Origin of the sequence: Arthrobacter oryzae (genome assembly GCF_031454875.1) — a bacterium.
GTDB lineage: Bacteria > Actinomycetota > Actinomycetes > Actinomycetales > Micrococcaceae > Arthrobacter > Arthrobacter oryzae_D.
In genome coordinates this window covers 129,073-154,819 of record NZ_JAVDRQ010000004.1, presented here as the reverse complement: position 1 = coordinate 154,819, position 25,747 = coordinate 129,073, and the positions used below count along the sequence as shown (strand labels likewise).

The 25,747-nt window shown below is 66.0% G+C and carries 22 protein-coding genes; 4 read left to right on the top strand and 18 right to left on the bottom strand.

Features of this window, described 5'->3' with window-relative positions; all coding sequences use genetic code 11:
* Positions 1 to 114: 114 nt before the first annotated feature.
* Complete coding sequence (locus J2805_RS08880) at positions 115 to 789, bottom strand: TrmH family RNA methyltransferase (protein WP_396134270.1); 675 nt, start codon at positions 787 to 789, stop codon at positions 115 to 117.
* A 58-nt stretch (positions 790 to 847) separates the two neighbouring features.
* Positions 848 to 1,792: a hypothetical protein gene (locus tag J2805_RS08875; protein WP_309975269.1), complete on the bottom strand. Its 945-nt coding sequence runs from the start codon at positions 1,790 to 1,792 to the stop codon at positions 848 to 850.
* 283 nt (positions 1,793 to 2,075) lie between these two features.
* On the opposite strand from J2805_RS08875, the gene J2805_RS08870 reads away from it, so the two are divergent.
* A complete protein-coding gene (locus J2805_RS08870) occupies positions 2,076 to 2,906 on the top strand; it encodes an HAD-IIA family hydrolase (RefSeq protein ID WP_309975268.1) in 831 nt (276 codons plus the stop codon).
* 9 nt (positions 2,907 to 2,915) lie between these two features.
* Here the strand turns inward: J2805_RS08870 and J2805_RS08865 are convergent, their stop codons facing one another.
* From J2805_RS08865 to J2805_RS08855, 3 genes are all read right to left on the bottom strand, one after another.
* Entirely contained in the window at positions 2,916 to 3,956 is a 1,041-nt protein-coding gene (locus J2805_RS08865) for a thioesterase domain-containing protein (protein ID WP_309975267.1), read from the bottom strand.
* 51 nt (positions 3,957 to 4,007) lie between these two features.
* Entirely contained in the window at positions 4,008 to 4,601 is a 594-nt protein-coding gene (locus J2805_RS08860; RefSeq protein WP_309975266.1) for a hypothetical protein, read from the bottom strand.
* 93 nt (positions 4,602 to 4,694) lie between these two features.
* Positions 4,695 to 5,477 (bottom strand): GAF and ANTAR domain-containing protein, encoded by a 783-nt coding sequence (locus J2805_RS08855; RefSeq protein WP_309975264.1) that lies wholly within the window; start codon positions 5,475 to 5,477, stop codon positions 4,695 to 4,697.
* A gap of 222 nt (positions 5,478 to 5,699) precedes the next feature.
* Here J2805_RS08855 and J2805_RS08850 point away from each other — a divergent pair, with 222 nt between their 5' ends.
* Entirely contained in the window at positions 5,700 to 7,025 is a 1,326-nt protein-coding gene (locus J2805_RS08850; RefSeq protein WP_309975262.1) for a serine hydrolase domain-containing protein, read from the top strand.
* Positions 7,026 to 7,058: 33 nt separating this feature from the next.
* Here the strand turns inward: J2805_RS08850 and pyrE are convergent, their stop codons facing one another.
* A complete protein-coding gene (pyrE, locus tag J2805_RS08845; RefSeq protein WP_309975260.1) occupies positions 7,059 to 7,631 on the bottom strand; it encodes an orotate phosphoribosyltransferase in 573 nt (190 codons plus the stop codon).
* A 181-nt stretch (positions 7,632 to 7,812) separates the two neighbouring features.
* Here pyrE and J2805_RS08840 point away from each other — a divergent pair, with 181 nt between their 5' ends.
* On the top strand, positions 7,813 to 8,805 hold the full coding sequence (locus J2805_RS08840) for a dihydrolipoamide acetyltransferase family protein (protein WP_309975258.1): 993 nt from the start codon (positions 7,813 to 7,815) through the stop codon (positions 8,803 to 8,805).
* Positions 8,802 to 9,044 (top strand): acyl carrier protein, encoded by a 243-nt coding sequence (locus J2805_RS08835; protein WP_309975256.1) that lies wholly within the window; start codon positions 8,802 to 8,804, stop codon positions 9,042 to 9,044. The genes J2805_RS08840 and J2805_RS08835 overlap by 4 nt, the downstream gene beginning before the upstream one ends.
* Here the strand turns inward: J2805_RS08835 and J2805_RS08830 are convergent.
* The 12 genes from J2805_RS08830 to J2805_RS08775 all read right to left on the bottom strand — a co-directional run bounded on the left by J2805_RS08830 (position 9,023) and on the right by J2805_RS08775 (position 25,742).
* The gene (locus J2805_RS08830) at positions 9,023 to 10,270 is read right to left on the bottom strand and encodes an FAD-dependent oxidoreductase (protein ID WP_309975254.1); all 1,248 of its coding nucleotides are present in this window, start codon (positions 10,268 to 10,270) and stop codon (positions 9,023 to 9,025) included. The two genes, J2805_RS08835 and J2805_RS08830, sit on opposite strands and share 22 nt — an antisense overlap.
* 100 nt (positions 10,271 to 10,370) lie before the next feature.
* Positions 10,371 to 12,722: a gluconokinase, GntK/IdnK-type gene (locus tag J2805_RS08825; protein WP_396134269.1), complete on the bottom strand. Its 2,352-nt coding sequence runs from the start codon at positions 12,720 to 12,722 to the stop codon at positions 10,371 to 10,373.
* Entirely contained in the window at positions 12,712 to 13,941 is a 1,230-nt protein-coding gene (gene manD, locus J2805_RS08820) for a D-mannonate dehydratase ManD (protein ID WP_309975252.1), read from the bottom strand. The genes J2805_RS08825 and manD overlap by 11 nt, the downstream gene beginning before the upstream one ends.
* Before the next feature lie 34 nt (positions 13,942 to 13,975).
* On the bottom strand, positions 13,976 to 15,364 hold the full coding sequence (uidB, locus tag J2805_RS08815; RefSeq protein ID WP_309975250.1) for a glucuronide transporter: 1,389 nt from the start codon (positions 15,362 to 15,364) through the stop codon (positions 13,976 to 13,978).
* A gap of 256 nt (positions 15,365 to 15,620) precedes the next feature.
* Positions 15,621 to 17,036, bottom strand: a complete 1,416-nt coding sequence (locus tag J2805_RS08810) for a mannitol dehydrogenase family protein (protein ID WP_309975247.1) — start codon at positions 17,034 to 17,036, stop codon at positions 15,621 to 15,623.
* Positions 17,037 to 17,071: 35 nt separating this feature from the next.
* Positions 17,072 to 18,478 carry a glucuronate isomerase gene (gene uxaC, locus J2805_RS08805; protein WP_309975245.1) on the bottom strand — a complete coding sequence of 469 codons (1,407 nt, stop codon included), beginning with the start codon at positions 18,476 to 18,478 and terminating at the stop codon, positions 17,072 to 17,074.
* A gap of 188 nt (positions 18,479 to 18,666) precedes the next feature.
* A complete protein-coding gene (locus tag J2805_RS08800) occupies positions 18,667 to 19,728 on the bottom strand; it encodes a LacI family DNA-binding transcriptional regulator (protein ID WP_309975242.1) in 1,062 nt (353 codons plus the stop codon).
* 161 nt (positions 19,729 to 19,889) lie between these two features.
* The gene (locus J2805_RS08795; protein ID WP_309975240.1) at positions 19,890 to 21,056 is read right to left on the bottom strand and encodes a Gfo/Idh/MocA family protein; all 1,167 of its coding nucleotides are present in this window, start codon (positions 21,054 to 21,056) and stop codon (positions 19,890 to 19,892) included.
* Positions 21,057 to 21,099: 43 nt separating this feature from the next.
* Positions 21,100 to 21,960: a sugar phosphate isomerase/epimerase family protein gene (locus J2805_RS08790; RefSeq protein WP_309975238.1), complete on the bottom strand. Its 861-nt coding sequence runs from the start codon at positions 21,958 to 21,960 to the stop codon at positions 21,100 to 21,102.
* Between the two features lie 79 nt (positions 21,961 to 22,039).
* Positions 22,040 to 22,945 (bottom strand): ATP-binding cassette domain-containing protein, encoded by a 906-nt coding sequence (locus J2805_RS08785; protein ID WP_309975236.1) that lies wholly within the window; start codon positions 22,943 to 22,945, stop codon positions 22,040 to 22,042.
* Positions 22,942 to 24,804, bottom strand: a complete 1,863-nt coding sequence (locus J2805_RS08780) for a dipeptide/oligopeptide/nickel ABC transporter permease/ATP-binding protein (protein WP_309975234.1) — start codon at positions 24,802 to 24,804, stop codon at positions 22,942 to 22,944. Before J2805_RS08780 ends, J2805_RS08785 begins: the two co-directional genes overlap by 4 nt.
* Positions 24,801 to 25,742, bottom strand: coding sequence for an ABC transporter permease (locus J2805_RS08775; protein ID WP_309975232.1), 942 nt, complete (start codon positions 25,740 to 25,742; stop codon positions 24,801 to 24,803). Before J2805_RS08775 ends, J2805_RS08780 begins: the two co-directional genes overlap by 4 nt.
* Positions 25,743 to 25,747 lie beyond the last annotated feature (5 nt).

Below are 25,747 nucleotides of genomic sequence, written 5' to 3'. Positions count from 1 at the left end.
ACGGGTTGTGCTGACCCTGGAGTGAACCTCGTCGGCTAGCCCCCATCCTAGCCAATTCTGTGCGGGGGCCGTGTTTCGGGTCACTGGGCCGGGTAATACTTTGCGCTGCGCAAGCTACACGTGCTGGCTGAAGACGTGCCGGCGGATCCAGGCGTGCATGGCGATGGCCGCTGCGGAGGCGGCGTTGATGGAGCGGGTGGAGCCGAACTGTTCGATCGAGAGCGTGTCCAGGGCAGCCTCGTGGACTTCGGGGGTGAGTCCCGGACCTTCCTGGCCGAACACCAGGACGCAGTTCTTTGGGAGGTCGTAGGTCTCCAGCGGCACGGAATCGGGGAAAATGTCGATGCCGATGATCGCCAGTCCCTCCCCCTGCGCCCACGCCACGAAATCCTCCACGGTGGGGTGGTGGCGGACGTGCTGGTAGCGGTCGGTGACCATGGCCCCCCGGCGGTTCCACCGGCGTCGTCCGATGATGTGGACTTCCTTGGCGAGGAACGCGTTGGCGGTGCGCACCACGGTGCCGATGTTGAGGTCGTGCTGCCAGTTCTCGATCGCGATGTGGAAGTCGTGGCGCTTCGAATCCAGGTCCGCCACGATGGCTTCGTGCTTCCAGTAGCGGTACTTGTCCACCACGTTGCGGCGGTCCCCGTCGGCCAGGAGGTCAGGGTCCCAGTGCTCGCCTTCGGGAAGCTCACCTTCCCAGGGCCCGACGCCGACCTCCGCCTTGGGCTCCGGTGCCTCCTCGGGCGGGGGAACGGACACGGCTGGGGTCTGGGGGTGGTCAGTCACCCCTCAACTCTAGCCGCGCCCGTCCCGGGACCCTGCGCCCGTCCCGGTGCCCTGCAGGCTAGCCTTCCAGCTTCCAGCGGTTGGCGCGGTAGGAGTTGCCGATCTTCTCCAGCAGCTCCGGGTTGGCGCTCCAGTAGCTCTCGTGTCCGCTGACGCCCATCATCTGCGGCGTGCCCCACGGAGTCACCGTGAACAGGTTGACGGCCCGGATGGCGTCACCGCCGGCGGTGGTGCAGGTGAACCCGACCACCACGGCCGCGGCGCGGCGGAATTCCCGGATTTCCGGCGCAGTCGCGGCAAAATTGCTCACGCATTTGTGGCCCACGAGGTGCTGCGGCAGTTCAGCGGCAGGGATGGCCTTGAGTTTTGCCTCGACGTCCTTGATGGCTGCCTGGACCTTTGCGGGTTCCTTGCCGTACTTGCCCTCCTCTGCTTCGGCGAAGAAGGAGAAGGCCATGGAGATGCCGTCACCGTCGCGCTCCTCGGTACCCTTGGCCACTTGCTGCATGGGGGCGCCGGTGGCAGGGTCCGTGGTGATCCCGAAGGTGTCGTCGCTGCTCCACGACGCCAGGTATGAGAAGGAGGACTCCCCGGTGACAAAGCGGTTGAACAGCGGGTCGTCGGCAGCCGGAACGTTGGCCGGTCCCTGCAGTTCGTCCCAGCCCTCGGGAAGCGGGAAGGCTCCGGCCGGCATGTCATCCGAGCCTGAATCCTGCGATGGTGTTGCGGAGGCCTCGGGGGCGTCGCTCTCCTTCGCCGCTTCCGAAGACGCGGCGTCGGAAGACGGTGCCACGGGCACGGGGTCGTCCGCCCGGGGTTTGCTGAATGCCGGAATGACCCAGACGAATACGGCCACCAAGGCAATAATCACGGCAGCGGCGATGGCGCCCAGCACAATGATCAGGTTTTTGTTGTTGCGCGGCTGCTGCGGCGGCTGCGGCTGCTGCACCGGGTAAGTCTGTGTGGGGTGTGGCGGCGGCGGTGCGCCGTAGTTGTTGCTCATTGCGGGCCCTTTCAGGTGCTTGCTGGCATCCTGCGGTTCCCGGGATGCCTGGTGATGTCCGGCGGCGGGGGACCTGCCGGCGCGGGCCGGCACAACAAGCCACCGCAGACATCCCCCGATCCGCGGCCGCTGGCACACTGGTGCCAGCTACGAGCCTAGTGGAAGGAACGGATTAGGGCGTGCCGGGGCCATCCGTCATTCTTCGGGCCCCCGGATGTTCCGGTCCGGGAAAAATGACAGACTGGGAGCCGCAACCGGCTCATCAGCGTTGGAGGAATCCCCCATGGCAAAGTCAGACGAAGTACGTTCATCCGCTGCGATTTACCGCAGCGGCCAGGAAATCGAATGCTGGCTGACGGACATGGACGGTGTGCTGGTTCACGAGAACCAGCCGATCCCGGGCGCAGCGGAACTGATTCAGCGGTGGGTGGACACCTCCAAGCGGTTCCTGGTGCTCACGAACAACTCCATTTTCACGCCACGCGACCTGGCCGCGCGCCTGAAGTCCTCGGGCCTGGAGATCCCGGAAGAGAACATCTGGACCTCGGCCCTGGCCACCGCACAGTTCCTGAAGGACCAGGTGCGCGGTTCGGATTCCGGCAACCGGGCCTACACCATCGGCGAAGCAGGACTCACGACGGCGCTGCATGAGGCCGGCTTCATCCTCACCGACCAGAACCCGGACTTCGTGGTGCTTGGCGAAACGCGCACCTACTCTTTCGAGGCAATCACCATGGCCATCCGGCTGATCCTGGCGGGGGCCCGCTTCATCGCAACGAACCCGGATGCCACCGGCCCGTCCAAGGACGGCCCCATGCCGGCCACCGGCGCCATCGCGGCCCTGATCACCAAGGCCACCGGCCGCGAACCGTACATTGTAGGCAAGCCGAACCCCATGATGTTCCGTTCGGCCATGAACCAGATCGACGCCCACTCCGAGACCACCGCCATGATCGGCGACCGGATGGACACCGACATCATCGCGGGCATGGAGGCGGGACTGCACACCGTGCTGGTCCTCAGCGGAATCACCCACAAGGACGACATTGCCGCCTACCCTTTCCGGCCCAACCAGGTCCTGAACTCGGTGGCGGACCTCAAGAGCCAGATCTAGGCCGCAGCGTCAGAACGCGGTCATCTTTCCGCCGCCGCCGGGCAGCGGGAAGATTTCGTCCTGCAGCTCTTCCACGATGGGCCGGTAAACGAACGGGTTCCACTGCGGGCTGGCATGCGCCGGCAGGGCGTCGTCGGTGCGCCGGTCGTTGGACACCATGTTCGCGGCAAACGTCCGCGCCCACGATTCGCGGGCTGTCTCGTAGTTCACCGTGCCGTCGCGCGGGTTGCCGATAAAGGCCATCCGGGTCCCGCCCAGCTTGCCCGCGAACCGGCTGGCGTCGAAGTGGTAAATGTAGGCCGATTCGGACTGGATCAGCACGCTGGAGGGGGCGATCGGTGACAGCTGTTCCAGGCTCTGGTCCACCACCTGGCGCCAGGTGCGTTCATCCTTGTGCATGATGCGTTCGCCCAGCTCATATCCTCCGCGGAGCACAGTGGGAACCCGGAACCCGCCTTCGTAGAGGACCACCACACCTTCGAACCAGCTCTGGTCCAGGACGTCGAACTTGCTGTACGGGCTCGAGTCGAGCAGGATGAACTCCACTTCCACGCCATGCAGCTCGAGCAACCGCGCCGCGACCTGGGTTGCCACCATACCGCCGAAGCTGTGGCCGTAGAAGTACAGGCTGGTCAGCTGCTTTGCCCGGACGTACTCGATCACCTCGATCACGATCCGGTCAATGTCCAGCCCCTCGTTGGAGTACCCGACGGCGGCCAGCTGGCCGCGCTGGCGCAGGGTTCCGCGCAGTGAATTGAGGATCCACTGCGCCTCCTCCCAGCTGGTCTTGTAGCCGGGAAACAGGATCCAGCTGGAGTGCGGGTAGTAGCTCTCCGCAACTTCGTCTCCCAGTGTCAGGATCCTGTTGGTGCGCCGCTCCGCTTGGACGTGCCGGGTGAAGAACATATCGGCGGCCAGCAGTGACGCCGCACCCGCGCCGACCAGGAAGTTCCGCCGGGAGAATCGCTTGAGTTCGGCGGCATGCCTGAGGAGGCGGCCCTCGGCTGATCCGGGGCCGCCCTCGAGGTCTGGCTCCTGGGCACATGGCACACCTCTACCGTAGCCACAGCGGAAGCCGGATATAAAACGCGATGAACGGTACTAGTTCGCATTCCCGGACGGACGGCCAGGAAAGGCGCCCGCGGCGTCCTTCCGGCTGGCTTTGGCGCTCTCCCGCCGGGAAATTTCCCGGCCGATCGCATCGTAGCGCGCCAGCAGTTCGGTCCCGGCGATGGCAGCGGGATCGTCCAGCATTCCGAACACGGAGTCGCTGGCCGCAAGCAGTTCGTCGTCGGAGTACAGGGCCAGCGGACCGCAGCCCGAGGGGTCAATGGACGCCGCGAATTCCCCGCTGATGTCAAGGGTCCTGGAACCGGCGTCGGAATCTGAAGCAAGGTCGTCCCGCCGTGGCATGAAATCCAGGGACACGCCCGCTCCGGTAGACACGCCGGCTTCGCTGGCGCCGCCGTCGATCGCGTTGAGGTCGTTGCGGAGACCTACCAGGGCGCCCGATTCGACGAAAGCGGCCTGGGAGAAATCCACCCGGATGTGGGCGGTGATGCCCATCCGGCGGATGCGGCGAATGACCAGCACGAGGGCGGGGCGGGATTGGTGGTTGAGGCTCCCCCGGACGTCAATCCGAACTACATCAGAGGTGACGTCGAGCTTAGCGAGGGCATGAAGTTTGCGGTCCATAGGTACTCCAAAAAAGGGTGTCTATGGCCGACGGCTCAACCTTGGTCAGCGTATCCTCCGGGCGGCGCCAGCACAAGCCAGCGGGCGCAGGGCTCAACTCGCCTGGGTTCGGTCCTGCCCGCGGCCCGCGGCCTGCCCGGGTTCCTCGAAGTGGGTACGTGCTTCCTTGCCTCCCACCGAATCCACCAGTGACTTGGCGATGTCCCGCAGCTTGACGTTGCTGTTGCTGGAGGCATCCATCAAAATCTGGACGGCCGCCTCCTGGCTGCAGCGGTTCTGTGCCATGACGATTCCCACGGCGATATCGATCGTGGTCCGGGATTCCAGGGTCGCCCGGAGGTTCGTGGCGCTGTCCGTATGCAGCGAAAACCTGACGGCCAGCCTCAGTGCCTGCGAGATTTCGCGGGTGTACCCCCTGGCGCGGGCCGCTGCCTTCTCATCGAACTTGTGCGGCACGTCCGAATAGAGGTTCAGGGCTGCCTTCGCTTCGCCCTGGAGGTGGAACGGGAGCGACAGCACCGACCGCAGCCCGTGCGAGGCTACGGCATCGGCGTAGTCCGGGCCCCAGCGGTCCTCGTCGAAGAGGTCCGGAACGTGGACTTCCCGTTCCTCCTCGGCAGCCGTCAGGCAGGGCCCCTGGGACAGCGAGTACTGGATCTCGTCCACTTCGCGAGCGGAATCGCTGCTCCAGCCGATGGTGGCCGCCTTGCGGTCCCGGAGCAAGGTGATGCCGCACAGCGCGTCGTCGCCGTCGCCCGCCATCTGGTGCGCGGAAAAGCGCGCCAGTTCGTTGAGGAAGTCCTCAAAATCCGCACTCTCGAGGATGAGGTTCTGGATCTGGTCGACAGTGGTGGGGCTTGGGTTGGACGGGGGCATGGCGCGTTTTCTCCAGGGACAGATGCAGGGGTCTTAAGGCAAATGTTAGGGCACCGGTGGAATACCGTCCACGCGGAGTTGGCTCCGGGCAGCGGGTTTTCGAGGACACCGGGCAGCTTTAGTGGCGTCTATTGACTCCGACAGCGCGCATGACAGCATAAAAAGTGTCGGGACAGCCCTGCTTCCAGGCGCGCTGTGACCTGACAGGTGGAAGGTTCTCTGATGGGTGCAGTTCACGAACGCGGATGGTTGTTCCGCGCTGCGGCCGCTGTCCTCGCTGTTGCATCCGGCATGATGTTCGGCGGATGCACCGTTGTTCCGGGGCCGGACCCCTCGGAGCCGGCTTTGCCGACGTCGACGTCCCCGAGGTCGACGTCCCCGACACCGCCGGCGTCCACACCGGCGACGGCACCGCCGTCGGCGATTCCGACGTCGACCGCGGACCGGCTGCCGCCGATCCCCGCCGTCGAACTGAAGGCACAACTCGAGCAGTACAGCCAACGGCTGATCAACGCCGGCGCCCCCGCGGTCCTCCTCGAACTCCGCGTCGGCGCGGAGGTCTGGACTCACGCAGCAGGCGTCCGGAACTCCGCGGGCGAAGCTGCCCGGCTCACCGATCCGGTGCACGTCGGCGACATTACGCAGCCGCTGGTGGCCGTCTCTGTCCTGAAACTCGCGGAAGAAGGCAGGCTCTCCCTGGACGAACCGGCCAGCACCTACCTGCCGGAACTCGACAGCCTGCTCCACCAACCCGAGCCGTACACCGTGCGGCGACTCCTCGGCCACACCTCCGGCATGCCCGACTACTACGCCGCCCTGCTGGCTTCCGTTGCTCCCCGGCAGGCCCTCGCCACCCGGTTGAGCCCCACTGACAAACTCGCGTTGGCCGCCATGCTCCCGTGGGAACGGCGGCGTGCCCAAACGTTCAGCTACTCGAACTCCAACTACATCGCCCTCGGCCTGATCGTCGAGCGCCTCCGGGGGCGGCCGCTCGCTGACGTCCTCCGGGCCGACGTCGGCCAGCCCCTGGGCTTGGACGGCACCCGGATGACGGCGGATGGACCGGTACCTGAGGACATGGTCCACGGCTACGCCCGCATCGATGGCGAGGCGGTTGATGCCACCTATGCCGCCGTCCACATTGGCTCCGCCGCCACCGGCCTCGTGTCGACCGTGTCGGACCTGAATGCCTTCTTCGACGCACTGCTGGACGGCCGGCTGGTGCGGCGGGAGCGGGTGGCGGAAATGCAGGGACCCGTCCACGCCGAATACGGGCTCGGCCTCTTTCAGTGGAACGACAGGTGCACAAACGGCTTCTACTACGGCTACGTCGGCGATGTCCCGGGATACGGAACCGTCGCCATGGCCAGTGCCGACGGGAGCCGGCGGCTTGCCCTGGCAGTGGCATACCCGCAGCGGCCGTTCCCCGAAGACCCTGCCGTGCAGGGCGCGAACGGCATACTGGCCGGAATGACCCAACTCGCGGAAGACACCCTCAACGGCAGCTGCCGCCTTGGTGGAGATGTCTGGTTCGGGCAAGGGCCCTGACGCAGGACCCTGACGTTGCGGGCGGGGACTCCCCTAGCTCAGGCCGAGTTCATCCTTGCCGAACGCGTACAGGTACGGAACACCGGTCTCGGCTTCGATCTTTTCCTTGGCCCCGGTGTCCCGGTCCACGATGACGGCCACGGCCACGACGTTGCCGCCGGCGTTGCGGACACCCTCGACGGCGGTCAGCGCGGAACCTCCGGTGGTGGACGTGTCCTCGAGCACCAGGACCTTGCGGCCCTCTACCGACGGGCCTTCCACCTGGCGGCCCATGCCGTAGGACTTCTGCGCCTTCCGGACAACGAAGGCGTCCACGTTGCGGCCGGCGTCCACGGCGGCGTGCATCACAGCGGTGCCCACCGGGTCGGCACCCATGGTGAGGCCGCCGGCGCACTCAAAGTCGATCCCGGCGTCGTCGATCAGGGAGAGCATGACCTGGCCTACCAGCTTGGAAGCCTCGTGGTGCAGGGTGATGCGGCGGAGGTCGATGTAGTAGTCGGCCTCGGCTCCGCTGGACAGGATCACCTTGCCGCGCACCACGGCGAGTTCCTTGATGAGTTCAAGCAGGCGGGCACGGGCGGCAGTTGCATCAAGCGGGGAAGTCATGGGGTCCAGTTTAGTGGGTCCGTGATTTGTGACGGCGCGGCCAAGGGACTTTCTACTCTATGCAGCTTCTCCGGGGAGGAGTCGGATGGAGTCATGACGGCCGGAACCCCACCGCTCACCAACTGGCCCGCATTTTCCAAAGACGGCCGAGGCCTCCACGCGTGGCCCCCAGCAGCGGCATATGGGTGACTTCAGGCTGCCTTCCCTGGGCGCGGACCTGGAGCACGGCAAGCTTGTCGAGTGGCTCATTGGGCCCGGCGACCATGTGAGCCCCGGAGATTCGGTGGCAGTGGTTGAAACCGCCATGACCACTTTGGATGTGGAGACCCAGCAGGAGGGCCAGGTAACCGAACTGCTGGTGGACATCGGCACGACGGTCCCGGTTGGCACCCCCATGGTGCGGATCATGGAAACCGAAGACGGTGCGGCCCAGCCTGCTCCCGTGTCCGATCCGCCGTCCGACCTGCCGTCCAAGGCGCAGTCCGAGGTACCGTCGGAGGCGCAGGACCGGGTGTCCACCCTCCGGCGGGCGATCGGATCGCTAATGTCCCGGTCCAAGAAGTCCATTCCGCACTATTACCTCAGCACCACACTGGACCTGCGCGCCGCCCTCGAGTGGATGCAGCAGGTCAACCAGCAGCGGCCCGTGGCTTCCCGGCTGGTCCCCTCGGCTCTGCTGTTGAAGGCAACCGCACTGGCAGCCCGTGAGGTTCCCGAGGTCAACGGCTTCTTCACCGACGGAATCTTCCGGCCAAGCAGCTCCGTGCACCTTGGCGTTGCAGTGGCCCTGCGGCACGGCGGCCAGGTTGCACCTGCCATCCACGACGCCGACACCCTTCCCCTGGATGTCCTGATGCAAAGGCTGCGGGACCTCGTCGGCCGGGCGCGGGCGGGTCGACTGCAGCGCGCCGAAATGGCCGATCCCACCATCACGGTCATGAACCTTGGGGACCTCGGCGTGGAGGCCGTTTTCGGCGTGATCTATCCGCCGCAGGTAGCGATGGTTGGCCTGGGCCGGATGGTGGAGCAGCCCTGGGCACACGACGGCCTGCTGGGTGTGCGGCCTGCCGTCGCCGCAACGTTGTCCGCAGACCATCGGGTCAGCGACGGGCTCCGCGGCGGCCGCTTCCTGGGCCGCATCGACGAACTGCTGCAGAAACCGGAGGAGCTATGAACCAGCAGGACGCCCGGCTCGCCGTACACACGGCCATCGGCCAGGTAGCCCCGGATGTGGACCTGAACGGACTCGATGAACAGTCCCGGCTGCGGCAGGACCTCGAACTCGATTCCCTGGACTTTTTGCGTCTCGTGGAGTCCATCGACGAGTCCACCGGCGTCGACATTCCGGAGCGCGACTACACGGCAGTAGCCACGGTGAAGGGCCTGATCGACTACGTCGCCTCCCGCGGCTGAGCGCGGCGGGCGAAGCCGGGGGCGTGCTCCGGCCGGGGCCCAAAGGCAATGAGGCGCGGCATGACCCTGGTGACGGCCGGAAAATGCCGGGCAAGAAACAGCACCGCGGACGGAACCCCGGCCCTCCTCCCGGCGAACAATGGAACGAAGACTGCCCGGTGCATGACGCGCTGGACGGTCTGGACAACAACGGTGGGCATCCGCCGTCGCCGTTCCACGGCAGCGAGATCCTTCACTGTAACCTGCCCCCGAAGGAGGGCCGGTGCGAGCCGGGCCGCAGCAGCCACGGCATCCTGGATGGCAAGGTTGATTCCCACGCCGCCCGCCGGGGACATCGCATGTGCTGCGTCGCCGATGCACAACAGCCCGTCCACGTACCAGCGCCGCAGCCGGTCCAGCCGCACATCAAGCATGTGAAGGTCATCGAGCGAACGGATTGAGTCCACGCGGTCAGCCAGGTCCGGACGGAGTGCCGCAACCCGCTCCCGGAACCGTTCCAACCCCTCGCTCCGGATCCGGGAATCGGTGCCCTTGGGGGCCAGGTAACCCATCTGGTAGTAGTCGTCACGGAACAGCGCGATCATCGCTTCGCGGCCCCCGAATGCCGGCACGATGCCCGCCACTGCGCCCTTTTCCGAGGCATGGCGCGGCAGCTTGAACCACCATGTGTCGAACGGGACGGGAAATTCCTTCGACTGCAGGCCGGCCGCACGGCGGAGCACGGAATGACGCCCGTCCGTGGCCACCACGAGGTCGGCCAGGATCGCACCTTCGGAACCGTCGCGTGTCCGGTAGCGGATGCCGGTGACGCGGCCGCCGTCGGACATTAACGACGTTGCCTCGTGCTCCTTCAGGAGCCTGAAAGTCGGCTCACGCGCGGCTTCGCCGGCCAGGAAGTTCAGGAAATCCCACTGCGGCATCATGGCGATGTAGTTGTAGGGCGGCTTCAGGGAGGCGAAATCGCCGAGCGTGAGCGTGCCGCCGCCCGGAAGCGGGATTGCGGCGGCGTTCAACCTGCTCTGCGGAAGTTTCCGGAATGCATCCCCCAGCCCGAGTTCGTCGATCACCCGGATGGTTGATGCATGCACGGTGTCGCCGCGGAAGTCCCGCAGGAAGTCGCCATGCTTTTCGAGGACGGCCACCTCCACACCGGCCCGCGCCAGCAGCAGGCCAAGCATCATGCCCGCAGGTCCCCCGCCCACAACAACGCACCCCGTTCGTTCCATGCACCAACGCTACGCGCCGGGCCTGCGGGAGCACAGAGCGCGAACGGACACTTGAGCCCCGGATCGCAGGGCCGCAACTGTCCGTTCGCGCTGTTCCCTGCTAGAGCCGGGTGTCGAACGAGTCGCAGAAGACGTTGTCGTTGAACGTCCCCTGGAATTCGGACTTGCCCATGATCTTTTCGATGGTCGCCCGAATGGCCTCGGGCGTTCCGGCGTGGGCGTTGATGGCGGTCTTCACCATCGGCACGTCAATCAGATGGTTGGGCTGATTGAGCGAGACGAACACGGTGGGGACCTCGGTGACGTACCACGGGATCTCCGCGGCCATCGGGGTGGACCACTTGATCCGGATGGCGGCCTCCTGGGCGAAGCCTTTCACGTTGGCGAATACGAAGGCGGCATCGTACTTGGCCGCGTAGTCGCCGGTGGCTTCCTCGGAGATGACCGACATGAAGTTCACGCCGGTCTCCCCGGCCGCTTCGCGCTGGTCCGCCGTCTTGAACAGGTGCACCTCAAAGCCGGCGTTTTCCAGTTCGGCCTTGACGGTGTCCAGGTAGGCCAGCGGATCGGCTCTGGTGAAGTCCGAGCCGCCGGAGATTCCGTACAGGCGGATCCGTTTGTGGGTGGCCGGGGTGATGGGCAGGTTGTGGGCGGTGTCCTTGACCAGCGTGACGGTTTTGTCCGCGATTTCGGCCGCAATGGCCCGGTGGGCTTCGCTGCCGATCACGCCCAATGCTTCAACCGGCGGAACCAGCTCCGCGGCCGGTTTGCGGTGCAGCCCCAGGCTTGCCTTCAGCCCCAGGATCCGGCGCAGTGCGTCGTGCAGGCGCTGCTCGGTGATGACGCCGGACTTGTAGCCGTCCAGCATGTACCCGAAGTCCTCTGCAGCATTGCGGAAGAACAGGAACATGTCGCAGCCGGCGGCGATGGTTGCCGGCACCAGGTCCTTGCGTTTCATGGCCTGGGTGAGGCCGATCATCTGCGAGGCGTCAGTGAGGATCAGCCCGTTGAAGCCCAGCTCGCCGCGGAGCAGGTCCTGGAGCAGCTCCGGGGACAGGGTGGCGGGCAGGATGTCCTTGTCCGCCGTCCCGGGGCGGAAATGCCGCGTGAGTTCCGGCGCGCCGATGTGCCCGATCATGATGGACTGCACGCCATGCCCGATCATCTCGCGGTACACGTGCCCGTAGCTCCGGTTCCAGTCCTCGTAGCCGAGGGTGTTGTAGGAGGTGACCACGTGCTGGTCGCGTTCGTCCATGCCGTCGCCGGGGAAGTGCTTCATGGCGCAGACGGTGGGTGATTCGCTGATGCCGTCGAAGTACTCCTTCGCGCGCTCCACCACGATCTCCGGCGTGTTGCCGAAGGCCCGGGTGGAGATGACCGTGTTCCGCCAGTTGTAGTGGATGTCCACGATCGGCGCGAACGCCCAGTTGCAGCCCAGCGCCGCAGTTTCCACCCCGGCCACCTGACCCATCTGACGGGCGATGGCCTTGTCCGGGTGCGAGCCGGCCTGCAGGTGCGTGGACACGAATGTTCCGTCGTCACAGCTTCCGGCTCCCCCCATTTCCGGGTTGGAGGCCACCAGCAGCGGAATGCGGGTCCTGGACTGCGCGTAGCGGATGTGTTCCTGCACCGCGGCGGACGGGCCCGGCCGGTAGCGCATGCCGCCCACGTGGTAGGTGTCCAGCACCCCGTCGAGGTACTCCGGGGAGTAGTCGTTGTTGTGGTTGATGAACAGCTGCCCGATTTTTTCCTCGAGGCTCAGGCCGGCGATCGTGGATTCCACCCAGGCAACGGCCTCGTCGTCGAGATTGAACGGCGCAGCCTGGAGGTCGACGTCGAACTGGCCGGGTTGGGTGCCCGGGGCACCCAGGTGTCCGGCTGAGGGAGTCCCGGCGGCGGGACTTCCGACGGCGGGACTTCCGACGGCGGTTGCGTCGGTGATGCCGGCCAGCGCCCCCGCCACCACCTCGTTCACCGGCGCGGCGATGTCCACCACGATGCCGGCTTCGTCGGCCGCGAGCGGTTCCAGAGTCGCGAGCTGCGATTCCAGCAGGGCAGGCGGCATGAAGTGGCCCGAGCGCCCTTCTGTCCGGGCCGTCAGGACCTCTTTGCTGCCGTGCAGGTGCAGGAACACGGTGTCAGGAGCCTGCTCGCGGATGGCGTCGCGGTAGCTGCGGCGCAGGGCCGAACATGCGAGCACCAGGCCGCCGTTTCCGGCGTTCGCCAGTTCGGAGCCGACCGTGGCCAGCCACGGCCAGCGGTCCTCGTCCGTCAGGGGTGTCCCGGCCGCCATTTTGGCGACGTTCTCCACCGGGTGGAGGGCGTCGCCGTCGAGGAACGGCACCCCGAGTTCGCGGGCCACCAGGTCGCCGATGGTGGTTTTACCGCAGCCGGAAACGCCCATGACGATGATGCGGAGTTTTCTGTTCACAGGATGCGCCTCACCAGTCATGGACCGTGCCGTCCACGAGGCGGTTGTACGGGAGGTAGGCCTGCTGGTACGGGAACGCCGCCGCGGCTTCCTCGTTGAATTCGACGCCGATGCCGGGCTTGTCGCCCGGGTGCAGGTAGCCGTCCACGAAGGTCATGGACTGCTCGAACACCTCGTTGGTCTTGGCCGAGTGCTGCATGTATTCCTGGATGCCGTAGTTGTGGATGGCCAGGCCCACGTGCAGCTGGGCGGCGAAGCCCACCGGCGAGATGTCGGTGGGGCCGTGGAAACCGGACTTGATCTGGTACTGCGCGGCAAAGTCCATGACCTTCTTCAGCGGGGAGATGCCGCCGAAGTGGGTGGAGGCTGCCCGGACGTAGTCGATCAGCTGTTCCTTGATGATGGTCTGGTAGTCGTACACGGTGTTGAAGATTTCACCGATGGCCAGCGGAGTGGTGGTGTGCTGTCGGACCAGGCGCAGTGCTTCCTGGTTTTCGGCCGGGGTGCAGTCCTCCAGCCAGAACAGGTCATACGGTTCCAGTGCCTTGCCCAGCTTGGCGGCCTGGATGGGCGTCATGCGGTGGTGGCCGTCGTGCAGCAGCGGCAGCTCCGGGCCGAATTCATTCCGGACGGCCTCGAACACGGTGGGAAGGTGGCGCAGGTACGCCCGGGTGTCCCAGTCTTCCTCCACCGGGAACGCGCCCCGGCCGGCGGGCTCGTAGTCGTAGCGTTCGCCCGAGGCCTGGGCCTGGGCCGCGACGCCGTAGACGGCCTTGATGCCCGGAACGGCGGTCTGGATCCGGACCGACTTATAGCCGAGTTCAAGGTGCTCGCGGACCGAGTCGAACAGTGACGGGATGTCCGCGCCGGAGGCGTGGCCGTAAGCGCGCAGGCCGTTGCGGGATGCCCCGCCGAGGAGCTGGTAGACCGGCATGCCGGCCATCTTGCCCTTGATATCCCAGAGCGCCATGTCCACGGCGGCGATTGCTGCCATGGTTACCGGGCCGCGGCGCCAGTACGAGCTGCGGTAAAGGAACTGCCAGGTGTCCTCGATCCGGTGCGGGTCCTTGCCGATCAGCAGCTGCGCGACGTGTTCCTTGAGGTAGGCGGCAACTGCGAGCTCGCGGCCGTTCAGGGTGGCGTCACCGATGCCGGTTACGCCGTCCTCCGTGGTGATCCGGAGGGTCACGAAGTTACGGGACGGGCTCGTCACGAAGACTTCCGCGGCAATGATTTTCACAGCTGTTCCTTTCGAACGGGACTGGGGGCGGGGCTTAGTTTGTGGTGGAGAGGGTGGCGTGCTCGTCAGCGGCCTTCTGTTCCGTGCCTTCGTCGCTGGTGCGGCGGGCCCGGATCTCCGTGAGGATCTCGGCGTGCATGGCGTCCGTCAGCTTGTACTTGGACATAACCAGGACGGCCAGGATGGTGAGAACTGCCGGGATGGCGCCGGCGGCAAGCTGGATGCCGAATACGGCGTCCGCCGTCTGCACCCCACCGGACTTGTAGCCGCCCAGTGCCAGGGCGTACGCGGCAAGCGCTCCGCCCACGGCCTGGCCGGTCTTGCGTGTGAAGGAGAAGAGCGCGTACGTGATTCCCTCGGTGCGGATGCCGGTCTTCCATTCGCCGTATTCCACGGTGTCGGCTTCCAATGCCCACACCACGATGTTGACGGCGAGGACGCCCACGAGGCTGATCACGAGGCCGGAGAAACCGATCAAGACCTGGCTGGCCGGGGTCAAGAAGATGATGGCACCACCGATCACGGTGAGCAGCGACGAGTAGATGTAGACGCGCTTCTTGCCGATGGACCGGACCAGCCTGGGCATGAACGCGGCCAGCACGAAGGTGAAGACCAGCTGGATGATGGACAGCACCGGGTACAGGTCAAGGCGGCCCAGGACATCGCGCAGGTAGTACAGCTGCACCGACGTCAGCGCCAGGTAGCCGGAGAGGAAGAAGAAGGAGCTGATGCAAAGCATCAGGAGCGGCTTGTTGCCCTTCAGGGTGTCCATGCTCTGCTTGAGCGAGACATTCGGGACGGCGCGGTGGACGCGTTCCTTGGCGGTCAGGACTGTGAAGAAGTACAGGGCGGCGCCGATCGCCACGAACACCGTGGTGATGGTGGTGAAGGTTGCCTGCAGGTCAGCGCCGGGCCTGATCAGCGGCGCCACAAAGATGCCGAGGGCAGAACCCACCAGCAGGCCGCCCACCATGCGGGCCGATCCCAGCTTGGCTCGCTCCCCCGGGTCCTGGGTCATGGCACCGGCGAGGGAGCCGTAGGGGATGTTGACCAGGCTGTAGGCCAGGCCAAGCGCCGCGTACGTCACGTAGGCGTACAGCAGGGTTCCGGACTCACCAAGCTGCGGGACGGAGAAGGTTGCAACGCTCAGGAGCAGCAGCGGGATGGAGCCGAACATGATGAACGGACGGAACTTTCCGAAGCGCTTGCTGAACGTGCGGTCCACCATGCGGCCGGCGAAGACATCGGCGAACGCGTCAAAGATCCTGACGACCAGCAGCAGGGTACCTGCCGCAGCGGCCGAGATTCCGGCGACGTCCGTGTAGTACACCAGCAGGAACATGGTGGCGGTGGTGAAGGCGAGGTTGTTGGCTGCATCCCCGGCGCCGTAGCCGAGGATGCTTAGCTTGTTCAGCTTTTTCATGATTGGGCTCCTTTACCCGGTGCCGCCCCCATGGAGCCGGCGAAAAAATGCGAAAAATGCTTGGGGTGTGCTGCAGGATGTCCGGGGCGTCCGGCGGGTGCGAATCCCGGGATGCCGCTTTGAGCTCTGCTGTAATCCTAATCACTTGGCAATAGTTTGGCAAGCGGTTGCCATATATTTGTTGAAAGTTTTATGAAACACAGCTGCCCGGCCCCCGTGGTCGGGCAACCGGGCAGCAGCGCATGCGCGGAGGACGTTACGGGGAGACAGCCGGCTCCCCGAACGTTCCGCACAGGTCGTCCATCAGCCCGACGACGGCGGCGTCCCCGGCCAGCAGCGGATCCACCAGGCCCAACAGGGCACGGACCCGCTCCGTACCGCTCAGCCGGTTGGCTGCCGCCACCTGGTCGGCGAGAGGGTCCTGGAATGCGGCGGGGGCTGCGCTGTAGTCCATCCAGGCGGCGATCATCAGTGCGGCGGCGGCGCCGGACCTGCCCGCGGCACGCTCGGCCTGCAGCACCGGGACGGCGCGCATCCGCAGCTTGGTGCTGCCGTCCATCGCGATCTGTGCGAGGTGGTGGGCAATCCGGGCGTTGCTGAAGCGCGCCAGCAGGGCTGCGCGGTAGGCCGGGACCTGCAGGTCCGCAGCATTTCCGCCCTGCCCGGAAAGGTTGGCTTCCGCCTCATCCCAGAACTTTTCAACCGCCTGCAGGCACAGCGGGTCCGCCAAAGCCTGGGCCACGGTGGTGTGGCCGCGAAGCTGGCCGGCGTAGGCCAGCAGCGAGTGCGCGCCGTTCAGGAGCCACAGCTTGCGGTTCTCGTACGGCTCGATGTCAGCCACGAAGACGGCGCCGGCATCTTCCCAGCGCGGCCGCCCGGCAGGGAACTCCCCGCTGAGCACCCAGTTGGAGAAGGGCTCGGCAACTACGGGGGAATTGTCGCGATAACCGCACCCGGCCTGGACCGCGGCAATGTCCTCGTCCGTAGTGCGCGGCGTGATGCGGTCCACCGAGGTGCTGACGAAGCTGATGTTGGCGTCGATCCAGCCGGCCAGGCCGGCGTCCCACGCCCCGGCCATGCCTGCCACCGCGTTGTGGGCCACGGTGCCATTGTTGGATAGATTGTCACAGCAGACGACGGCGAGCGGCCCCGCCCCGGCAGCCCGGCGGGCGGCGAGGGCAAGCACCAGCCGGCCCAGCGGCGTCGTCGGGTTTCCGCTGCCGGCTGCCAGCAGTGCAAGGTCGGCAACGACGTCGGACGCGGTCCGGTCGAGGTGCCCGTCCGCGCCAAGCCGGTAGGCCGCTTCGGTGATGGTCAGGGTGACGACGGCGGTGGCGGGAGCGGTAACCAGCTCCGCCAGCCGCTGAACATCCGCGCCGTCCACGGCCTCCACGATGCTGCTGACCACGGTGAACGAGTCCCCGCCGTCGGCGCGTTCCACCACGGTGAAGAGCCCGTCCTGTTCAGCGAGGGCCAGTGCGGCGTCGGGCCGACGGCCGGTGAAGGCGGCGATGCCCCAGTCCGCGGCGTCGGCCGACTGGTGGGTGAACCAGGCCTGGTGCGAGCGGTGGAAGGCGCCCAGCCCCAGGTGGACGATGCGTACGGGTGCCTTGGCGGAGGGCCGCAGCCTGCGGCTGAGTCGGGGCAGTTCAGCCACGGGTTGCGCCGCCATGGGTTGTGTCGCTGCGGGTTGTTGCAGTTCGGTGCTCATAGCTTGAAGACCCGTCGGGGCGAGCCGTCCACGAGGTCCACGATCAGTTCGTGGGCACGGTCCTCGCTGACGCGATGCTCGGCCACGAGCCTGGCCAGGAAGGAGGCCTCGATCCGGCGGGAGGCGTCATGGCGGGCCGGGATGGAGCAGAAGGCGCGGGTGTCGTCGATGAAGCCGGACGACCGGGAGAAGCCGGCGGTCTCGGTGACGGCCGAGCGGAAGCGCAGCATGGCGTCTGGCGCGTCCAGGAACCACCACGGGGCGCCGAGGTAGACGGAGGGGTAGAACCCTGCCAGCGGTGCGAGTTCGCGGGAGAACACGGTCTCATCCAGGGTGAAGAGCACCAGATGGAAGTCCTTGGCAGTGCCGAAGTCCTGCAGCAGCGGGCGGATCGCCTCGGTGTAGTTGACGGAGAACGGGATGTCGTGGCCGGTGTCCGGGCCAAACTTCGCGAACGTGGGGTCGTGGTGGTTGCGGTAGGACCCTGGGTGGATGGTCATCACCAGGCCGTCTTCCACGGACATCCGTGCCATCTGGTACATCATGTGGGCTTCGAAATCGTCGCGGTCCTGCGCCGAGGCCTGGCCGGAGCGGGCCCGGTCGAACAGCTTCGCCGCGTCGCCGTCGTCGAGCTTGAGCGTTGCCGGAGTACGGACACCGTGATCGGCGGAGACAGCGCCGTGTTCCACGAAATAACGACGCCGGTTTTCCAGGGCGGCGATGTACCCGGCATAGCCGGTGGCGCCGTCGCCCGCTGCCGCGATGAGCCGGTCCACGTTCGCGGACCAGGCGGGGTGGGCGATGTTCAGGTAAGCGTCCGGGCGGAAGGTGGGCAGGACGCGTCCGTGGAACGTGGGGTCGGCGGCGATCGCCTTGTGGCTGGCGAGGCTGTCCAGGGGATCGTCCGTGGTGGCCAGCACCTCGATGTTGAAGTCCTTGAAGAGCTGGCGGGGACGGAATCCCGGCTCAAGCAGCTTGGCGGAAATGGCGTCGTAGCTGGCATCGGCCGTCTCGGCGCTGATCTCCTGCCGGAGGCCGAAGACGCTGTCGAACTGGGTGCGGAGCCAGTAGCCGGAGGCGGTGCCCTCGAACAGCGGCCAGGCCTTGCAGAACTCGCGCCACACGGTGCGGGAGTCCGGGTCCGAGCCATTCGAACCGCGCAGCCGGTCCAGGGGGACACCGCTGGCGTGGATCAGGCGGGTGACGTAGTGGTCCGGGCTGACCAGCAGCGCCGCCGGGTCCGGGAAGGGGGTGTTGTGTTCGATGACTGCGGCGTCAACGTGTCCGTGCGGGGAAATGATGGGGAGGTCCTGGACGCGCTGCAGGAGGTCGCGCGCAATGCTGCGCGTTCCGGGATCCGCGGGCAGGAGCCGGTCTGGGTTGGCTGCAATCGACTGTGACATAGCTCAATGGTCGGGCCTGCAACCGGCTTTTGTCAACCGGTTGCCAAATATTGCCATTCTGGTTGCGGCGGTGCTGTGGGTTGCGAGCTGTGCGTGCGGACACAGATCCGGGCTGAGGACGCCGATTCGGCCTGGGGACACGCCTATTCGCGTGTCCCTGGACCGATTCGGTGTCCCAGGCGCGGGATCTAGCCTTTGGGCAGGAGCCGCCCGCTCGAGCCCCGCAGCACGAGCTCCGTTTCGACCCGGAGCGTGCCGGCAGGTTCCCCCGTGCCGTGAAGCAGGTCCAGCAGCAAGGTGGCGGCACCCGCGCCGCACTCCCCCAGCGGTGAGCGCACGGTGGTGAGCGGGGGCGTGGTGAAGTCCGCGCCGAAGATGTCATCGAAGCCCACGATGCTGATATGGTCCGGAACCACCATGCCCGCGGCCTGGAGTTCCTGCATCAGGCCGATGGCCAGGAGGTCGTTGTAGGTCAGCACGGCCGTGGCGCCGGTGGCCCGGACGTCGCGCGCCACCTGCCTGCCGCCGTCGACCGTGGGTTTGGTGGATTCCAGCCGCACGGCCTCGAGCCGGGACCACTCGCAGGCAGCCTGCACGCCTTCCCAGCGGCGCGCGGACATCCAGGACTGCGGCGGCCCGGCAACAAAGGCAACCTTCGTGTGCCCGTTGGCCGCCAGGCTGCGGACGGCCTCGCTGATGCCCTTGTTCACGTCCGGGACTACGCAGGGCACGCCGTCGACCTCGCGGTTGATGACCACAATGGGCTTGTCGCGGGCGAGGGTGCGGATGTCGTCGTCGTCCATGCGTGGGCTGGCAAGGATGAGCCCGTCCACGGTGGCCATCATTCGGCGGGCGGCGGTCAGCTCGGTGACGGCGGACTCGGCGGATTCGGCCAGCACCAGGGTGTAGTCCCGCAGCGTGGCGGTGGTTTCAGCTCCGCGGACGATGTCGAAGAACGTGGGGTTGGTGATGTCCGCGACGATCAGCCCGAAGGTGTTGGTGCGTCCGGTGGGCAGCGCCCGGGCGAAAGGGTTGACCTGGTAGTTCAGCCCGGCGGCGGCATCCTCAATGAGCTTCTGCGTCTTGGCGCTGACCCGGCCCGGCTTGCTGAGCGCTCGGGACACCGTGGACGGATTGACGCCGGCCACCTTGGCGATGTCGTAGATCGTGGCGTTGGGCTTGCCGTCCCGGGCGTGCTTTTTGGCCGGCGCGCTTGTTGCGGCAACGTCCGGCATCTTGGGTTCAGTCACCGCCCCATCCTAACGAGGAAACAGCCCAACCAGGTCGCAGTTAATGTCGTTTTGGGCGCTCATAACGACATTAACTGCGACCCAGTTGGGCACGGTTGGCCAGCGGTTGCCAGCACCCACGGGGCTGGCGTGCGCGGGTTGGCTAGGAGCGGCCGGGTTGGCTAGGAGCGCTCGGGGAACTTGCCTTCGTCCGCGATGCGCTTGTTCAGCTCGGCAAGGAACTCGTCCTCGTCGAAGTCCAGGCCCACTTCCGTGCCGGTCCAGCTGGAGAGGTGGATGGCGTTGGCCAGGCGGACGCCGTTGATGCCGTCCGAGCCCGGGGCCAGCAGCGGGGTGCCGTCAAGGATGTTGGCCGCGAAATTCTCCAGGACACCGGCGTGCTGGCCGCCCCAGACGGACTCGAACTCGATGACTTCGGTGCTGTAGTACTCCGCGGGATTCAGCTCGCCCATAAAGAGCTTGCGCACATCCTCCATGCCCATGCCGTCGCTGAGTTCACGCTCGGGCTTGTTCAGGCGCGTGACGGTGGCGGTCTTGGAGTTTTCGACGACGATCTTGCCCTGGTCGCCCAGGATCTCAAAGCGGTCGGTTCCCACGAGGTCGTGCGTGGCGGTGACGAAGACGCCGGTGGCGCCGTTGCCGTAGTCCACTACTGCCGTGACTTCGTCCTCCACGGCGATGTCGCGGCGGAAGCCATAGGCAACCTTGGAATAGACGGACTTGGGTACACCGCAGATCCACTGCCACAGGTCCAGCTGGTGCGGTGCCTGGTTGACCAGGACACCGCCGCCTTCGCCGCCCCACGTGGCGCGCCATTCGCTGGAGTTGTAATAGCCCTGCGGACGCCACCAGTTGGTGATAATCCAGTTGGTGCGGCGGATGCTGCCGATCTCGCCGTTCTCGACGATCTCCTTGAGCTTCCGGTACAGCGGGTTGTTGCGCTGGTTGAACATGATCGCGAAGGACAGCTCGGGCTTGCTCGCGGCAAACTCGTTGAGCTCCTTGACCTGCTTGGTGTACACGCCGGCGGGCTTTTCCACGAGCGCGTGGATGTTGCGCTTGAGCGTCTCGATGCCCATTTCCGGGTGCAGGAAGTGCGGCACGCAGGTGACGACGGCGTCCACGTCGCCGCTGTCCAGCATGGCGATGTAGTCGTCGTAGAAGGGCGCGTCAGGGTACGTAGCCGAGGCAACTTCCTTCTTTGCCGGGTCGATGTCGCAGATGGCGCCGATCTCCATGTTGGGAACCATGCCCTCCGTGATGAACTTGGCGTAGGCGCCGCCCTGCTGGCCCAGGCCGATGATGCCGAGGCGTACTTTCTTGCTCATGTATGAATCTCCGTAGTCAGTGGGTGCGGATAGTCGGTGCGGATTAGAAGAGGTCGGCGTGGCCGAGCGCCACCAGGTTGTCGTACGAGGTCTGCAGGGCTTCCCACACGGTGCGGCCGTACAGCTCGTCCTGTTCAACCAGCAGGTATTCGGCGCCGGCGGCCTGCGCGGCCGGAATGATGGACGCGAAGTCGAGGTTGCCTTCGCCCACTTCGGCGAACTGGACGACGTTCTTGAATTCGGCCATGAACCCCATGATGTCCCCGGAATCCAGGAGCCCGAACGAGGACTCCGGCAGTACGCCGATCCGGTAGTCCTTCAGGTGGACCATGGCGGTGCGGCCGGCGTATTTCTCCAGGGTGCGGACCGGGTCCAGGCCGCCCCGCTGCACCCAGTGCACGTCGATCTCCATGCCCATGGCCGGGGAGTTCTCGGCGATGATGTCCAGCATGTAGTCGCCGTCGAACTTCGCGAACTCGATGTGGTGGTTGTGGTAGTACAGGCTCAGGCCATGCTCCTGCAGGCGCTCCGCGTATTCGTTGGCCTGCTTGGCGAAATCAACCACAGCCCCGATCGACTTCATGGCCGGGAACGGCAGCATGCCAATCCGCAACAGCTTGGAGTCCAGGCGCTTGGCGTCCGCCACGATCTTATCGAAGTGCTCTGCCAGGGAATCGCCGGGACGGCCCTTGGGGGTCTCCACCGCGACGGACAGCGCCGCGATGTCCATGCCCAGTTCACTCCGCGAGCGGTCCAGCTCCGCGACGTTCTCCGGGGTCATCGGGATCTGGGAAATCTCGACGGCGTTGTACCCGATCGCGCTCACCTTGCGGAGCGTCTCGAACGCCCCGATCTCAGTGAAGCTTTCCCTTAGCATCATCGCCTGTACGCCAATTTTGGCCACTGTATTCCTCCGTGGTGTTCCGGGCCCTCAGGGGCCCTCTCTGTCGGTTGGGTGCTGTTACTTTGGCTGCCGCCGGGTGCTAGGCGAGGGCGCCGGCCTGTTCAATCTGGTGCCGCTGGCTTTCCAGCAGCCGGTGGCGATCCGCCCGGCGCTGTTCCTGCCGGTCCGGATCGGGTACCGGGGAGGCCAGCAGGAGGCGCTGCGTGTACGGGTGCTCGGGGTCGCGGGTCACGGTCTCGGCCGGTCCCTGTTCGACGATTTCGCCGTGGTACATCACGGCCACACGGTGGCTGATGTGCCGAACGACATCCAGGTCGTGGGAGACGAACAGGTACGAAACGCCGGTGTCCTTCTGGATCTGCAGGAACAGGTCAAGGACGCGGGCCTGGGTGGACAGGTCCAGTGCACTGACGGGTTCGTCGCAGACAATCAGTTTCGGCGAGAGCGCCAGGGCCCGGGCTATGGCCACGCGCTGGCGCTGGCCGCCGCTGAATTCCCGCGGCAGGCGGTGGATGGCGTCCGAGGGCAGGCCCACCTGGTCAAGGAGTTCCCTGACGCGCTTCTTGGCGGCAGCAGGTTCCATCCCCTGCACACCAAGCGGCTCGGCAAGGATGTCGCCGATTTCGAGGGCCGGGTTGAGCGATGTGTACGGATCCTGGAAGACCACCTGGAGATCGCGGCTCAGGGTCCGCCGCTGCTTGCGGGAGGCGTGGCTGATGTCAGTGCCTTCGAAGATGATCCTGCCCTCTGTCACCGGGGCCAGGCCCAGGACCGCACGGCCCAGGGTGGTCTTGCCGGAACCGGACTCCCCCACCAGACCGAGCGTTTCCCCCTGGCCGATGGTGATGTTGATGTCCGTCAGGGCCCGGAATGGCTTGGCCCGGAACTTCTTGCTGGGGTATTCCACCACGAGGTTGTCCACCGTCAGAAGTGGAGCTGTCAGTAGTGGGTCCGTCAGCAGCGGGGCGTTCTGCGTGGCGCTCATGCGACCGGCTCCTTCTGGGTGGATACAAGCATCGACATGGGAGTTTTGCCCTCAAGCATCGACGCCAGCAGGGTCTGGGTGTACGGCTCCTTCGGGTTGCGGAGGATGTCGCGGACGGATCCTTCCTCCACGAGCCGGCCGTTCTGCATCACGGCCACGCGGTCGCAAAGGTCCGCCACCACACCGAAGTTGTGCGTCACCAGGATGACGCCGATGTTCAGGCGCTGCTGCAGCTCTCGCAGGAGGTCCAGCACATCCGCCTGCACCGTGACGTCCAGCGCGGTGGTGGGCTCGTCGGCGATGACCAGGTCCGGTTCGCAGCTGATGGCGCCGGCAATCAGCACGCGCTGGGCCATCCCGCCGGAGACTTCGTGCGGGTAGGCGCTGAACGTCCGCTCGGGGTTGACGATTCCGACGTCGGTCAGCAGCTTCAGGGCCCGCTTGCGGGCTTCCTCCTTGGAGATCCCCAGGACGCGCACCATGGGCGTGACCAGCTGGTAGCCGATGGTGAAAGCCGGATCCAGGTTGCTCATGGGCTCCTGCGGAATGTAGGAGATCCGCCTGCCGCGCAGCTTGGACAGCCGGTCCTGGTTGACGCGTCCCTCGCCCGGGGCAACGGTGTAGTTGCCGTCGAACTGGATGGACCCGGCCACGATGCGGGCATTGTCCGGCAGGAGCCCCAGGATGGAGAACGCCGTCTGGGACTTGCCCGAGCCGGATTCGCCCACGATGCCCAGGATTTCGCCCCGGTCCACGTGGAAGGACACATCGTCCACCACCTTCTTGATGGAGCCGTCAGCCTGCGGATAGCCGACGCCGAGATTGGTCACCTTGACCAGGTGGTGCTCGGTTCCGACGTCGACGGCGGCCACGGACTTACGTGAGGGACGCGCCCCGGCGGGCGCCGCCGTCGTGCTTGCACCTGTGGAACCGGCAGTGGGCCTCCTGCGGTGCTTGATCTTTTCGCCGTCCTCCAGCGCGTCGCGGATCGCGTTGCCGAGCAGGACCAGGCCGCCGATCGTGAGGGCCATGGCCAGCGCCGGCCAGAAGAGCAGCGTGGGTGTCAGGTAGACGTTCTTGAAGCCTTCGGAGAGCATCACGCCCCAGGTTGCCTTGGTGGGATCGCCGAGTCCCAGGAACTCAAGTCCGGACTGGATCGCGATGGCCACGCCGGCAATGGCTGCGGTCTGGATGATGATGGGTGCACGGACCACGGAGAAGATGTGGCGGGCAATGATGCTCCAGTCGGAGAGCCCGGACACCCGGGCTGCGTCGACGTAAAGCTCGTTGCGCACCGACTGGACAGCGGTGCGGGTCAAACGGAAGTAGGACGGGCTGATGAGGACGCCGAAGGCGATCATCGAAATCCATACCGAGGGTCCGAATGCTGCGCGGATGGTGAGCAGCACGATCAGGCCCGGCAGGCTCATGAGGATGCTGACCACCCAGTTGGAGACGGCCTCGAACTTCCCGGCGTAGTAGCCGGCGATCAGGCCGGCCGGGAGGCCGATGGCGATGGCAACACCGGCGCACAGCAGTGCGGACAACAGCGTGAGCTGCGCACCGAAGAGCAGGCGGCTCCAGGTGTCGCGTCCGGCGCTGTCCGTGCCCAGGATGTTCACCGAGTCTGCAGGTGCCAGGGTCTTGGTGATGTTCGCGAAGTTCTCCTCGAACGGGGCCAGGACCGGGGCGAAGATGGCCAGCAAGGCGATGGATCCCAGGATCACCAGCGAGGCGATGCCCATCGGGTTCCTGAGGAGGCGGCGCATCACGGTGGAACGGACCACCGTGCCGCTCTGGCCCGTCGGAACGGGGGCTGGGACGGCCGTTACCGCCGCTGTTTCTACGGAATCACTCATGACACACGCACTTTCGGGTTGAGCCAACCATTGAGGATGTCCACCAGGAGGTTCACCACGATGACCACCACCACGGTGTACATCACGACGCCCATGACCACGGGAAGATCGGACTGGCCGGTGGCGGTGACCGCGAGCGGTCCCATTCCTGGAAGGGCGAAGATCTGCTCGATGATCACCACGCCGCCCAGCATGCCGATCAGTTGCAGGCTCAAGACGGTCAGGCCAGCCGGTGCCGCGCTGCGCAGCACATGCTTGAAGAGGATTTCCCGCTCTCCGATGCCGCGGCTGCGCAGGGTCCGGACGTAGTCGCGCTCGAGCTGCTTGATCACGGCACTGCGGATCTGCTGCGCGCCTCCGGTCACGCCGTTGATCAGCAGGGCAATGACCGGAAGGGTCATCGAGTAGACCCAAGCCTCCGGACCCACTTCGGGAGAGATGGTGCTGGTGGCCGGGAAGAAGCCCAGCTGGATGGCCAGGAGGGTCACAAGGAGCACGCCGATCACGTACCCAGGGATGGAGTCGCCAACGATCGCGCCCACCTGGACCACCCTGTCCACCCAGCCGCGTTTGACGGCTGCGGCAACTCCGATCAGTGCTGCGCAGATGGCGATCAGGATCATTGCGGTGAAAACCATCGTCATGGTCACCGGGATCCGCGTGGCCAGGGAACTGGCCACCGGCTCTGACGTGAACCAGGAGGCTCCAAGGTTTCCTGAGAGGGCGTCGCCTAACCAGGCGAAGTAACGGGTCACGAGGGGCTGGTCGAGTCCCAGCTCCTGTTCCTTCAGGGCAACCTGCTCCGGGGTGGCCTGGTCACCCAGGATGTTCCGGGCAATGCTGCCGCTGGAGGTGTACAGCAACGTGAAGGTGAGTGCCGAAACCACGAACAACACCACCAACCCGCTGCCCAGCCTTTTCGCAATGAACCTGATCATGGCGT